A 2,195-nucleotide genomic window follows, 5' to 3' on the forward strand; every position below is an offset into this window, starting at 1 on the left:
CTGCTGATGTATGCGGGTGCGGACCGGCTTGTCAATCCGGCCGGCAGCCGCGCTTTCGCGGAAAACGCGGCCAACTCACCGGCCGTGACCGCCGGCATGGTGACGTCGCGGTGCTTTGAGGGCCTCTATCACGAGATATTCAATGAAGTCGAGTCGGAGCCGGTGTTTGACACGCTCAAGGCCTGGCTGGACGCCCGCTTCTAGCGGTTAAGAAAATCTCAAGAGAAATTCGGCTTCAGCCCAATAAGAACGGGCGCAAACAGCTATAAAAACAATAGCAATAACTGGCGGCATCGCCGGGTTCCATGCCCAGCCTGGCCGCAATGTCGGACACGGTGCGAGGCGTAACCAGGTTCTCAGGCCTTCTGTCCCTTGCGTTGGCCGACTGCAAGCCAGGCCAGCGCGGCGGCGGTGAGCCCCAGCGGCAGCAGCGACCCCAGGTTCAACAGCGCCCAGCCTTGGGTGGTCACCAGCACGCCGGAGGCCAGCGAGGAAACCGCCAGCACGGCAAAAATACAGAAATTGAGCGCGCCCTGCGCCTTGTCTTTTTCTTCCGGCCGATAGGTCTCAAGCGCCAGGGTGGTGCTGCCGGTGAAAAGAAAATTCCAGCCCAGGCCCAGTAAAAAGAGCGCCGCCAGAAATTCCTTGAGCTCCACGCCCGAGAGCGCGATCAGCACGCACACCCCATTGAGCGCCAGACCCACCGCCATGATGGGCAAAGTGCCGAAGCGCCGGATCAGGTGACCGGTGAAAAAACCGGGTGCGAACATGCCGATCACGTGCCACTCCAGCACCAGCGCGACGCTGGAAAACGGCAGGCCGCAAACCTGCATCGCAATTGGCGTGGCCGCCATCAGCAGGTTCATCACGCCAAAGCCCAGGGCACCGGCTGCGGCGGCCACGATGAAGATCGGCTGCCGCATGATTTCGCGAAGCGGCCGGCCACCGCGGCTGGCATGCGCCTCGGGCGGCGGCGGAAACCGGATGAATGCCAGCAGCGCCATCGACAGCAGCGCCACGCCGGCCAGCGCCAGGTAGGCGCCTGCAAAGGGCACGTCGGTCAGCCCCCGCGTAGAGGCCGCCAGGTTGGGCCCGGCGACGGCGCCCAGCAGGCCGCCTGCCATGACCAGGGAAATGGCTTTTTCGCGAAAAGCAGGCTGGGCGAGCTCGGCCGCGGCAAAGCGGTAGAGCTGCGCATTGGCGCTGTAGTAGCCCGCCACCACGGTGGCGGCCACCAGAAGCCAGAAATTTTTGCTGTAAGCCGCATAGCAGCACAGCAGGGCCGAGGCGGCGGCCACCAGCAGGCCCAGCTGGAAGGAAATCTTGCGCCCGAAGCGCATTTGCGTGCGCGCCACCACGGACGTGGACAGCGCGCCACCCACCACGTAGCCCATGACGGGTAGTGTCGCCATCCAGCCCAGCGGCGCCAGGTTCAGGCCGACCAGGCCGTTGATGGCGATGAAGGTGACGTTGTTGGTGAGAAAGAGGCCCTGGCAGACGGCCAGCAGCCAGAGATTGCGGTTCATGGCGTGCCGCTTGTCAGTGCGAGAAACGACAGGCAGGCGAGCGGTGCGGTTTCGGCCCGAAGCACGCGCGGGCCGAGGGTGACGGCCGCAAAGCCGCAAGCCATGGCCGCAGCCTCTTCAGCCGCGCTGAGGCCGCCCTCGGGACCGCTCAGGAAGGTCAGTGCGCCGGCAYCAGCTGCGGCCACCGCTTCGGCCAGCGGCCGGCTGCCGTCTTGTAATGAGAGTAGCAGCCGGGTGCCGCCAGCTGCGCCCTGCCCCGCGCCTTTGAGCCAGTCAGACAGGTTAGCGACGTCGTGAACGGGTGGTATGCGGCTGCGGCCGCATTGCTCACAGGCCGCGACGGCGACGCCCCGCCAGTGCGCGATTTTTTTGTCGGCTCGCTCACCCTTGATGCGCAGCACGCTGCGCTCGCTCATCAAGGGCTGGATGCTGGCCACGCCCAATTCGGCGGCTTTTTCAATCAGCCAGTCCATGCGGTCATTGGCGGGCATGCCGACGGCCAGGTGAATGGAGCGGCTGGCTTCGCGTGCCGTGGCGGTGTAGCCGCCGATAAGGACCTCCACATCGCTGCGGCCCATGCGCTCGACGGTGGCTGCAAATTCCCCTTCGCTGCCGGGCTGGCCGTTGCCTTGGCCGTTGAATATTGTCAGGGCGTCGCCGGGCTGCATC

At 65.3% G+C, this 2,195-nt stretch carries 3 protein-coding genes; 1 reads left to right on the top strand and 2 read right to left on the bottom strand.

Annotated features, from left to right (window positions below):
* The coding region (locus AC1D1X_RS21250) for an alpha/beta hydrolase (RefSeq protein ID WP_477699108.1) at positions 1-204 on the top strand (204 nt) is incomplete at its 5' end.
* A gap of 152 nt (positions 205-356) precedes the next feature.
* Here AC1D1X_RS21250 and AC1D1X_RS21255 read toward each other — a convergent pair.
* Together AC1D1X_RS21255 and AC1D1X_RS21260 are read right to left on the bottom strand one after the other, a co-directional pair.
* Entirely contained in the window at positions 357-1,526 is a 1,170-nt protein-coding gene (locus AC1D1X_RS21255; protein ID WP_477670460.1) for an MFS transporter, read from the bottom strand.
* Positions 1,523-2,195: 16S rRNA (uracil(1498)-N(3))-methyltransferase (locus AC1D1X_RS21260; RefSeq protein WP_477699109.1), on the bottom strand; the 673-nt coding region annotated here is incomplete at its 5' end. The genes AC1D1X_RS21255 and AC1D1X_RS21260, both read right to left, overlap by 4 nt.

The organism is Polaromonas sp. P1_G4 (genome assembly GCF_056405475.1).

Coding starts and splice junctions, on each gene's coding strand:
- AC1D1X_RS21255 (WP_477670460.1), bottom strand. CDS start 1,526: ATGAACCGCAATCTCTGGCTGCTGGCCGTCTGCCAGGGCCTCTTTCTC.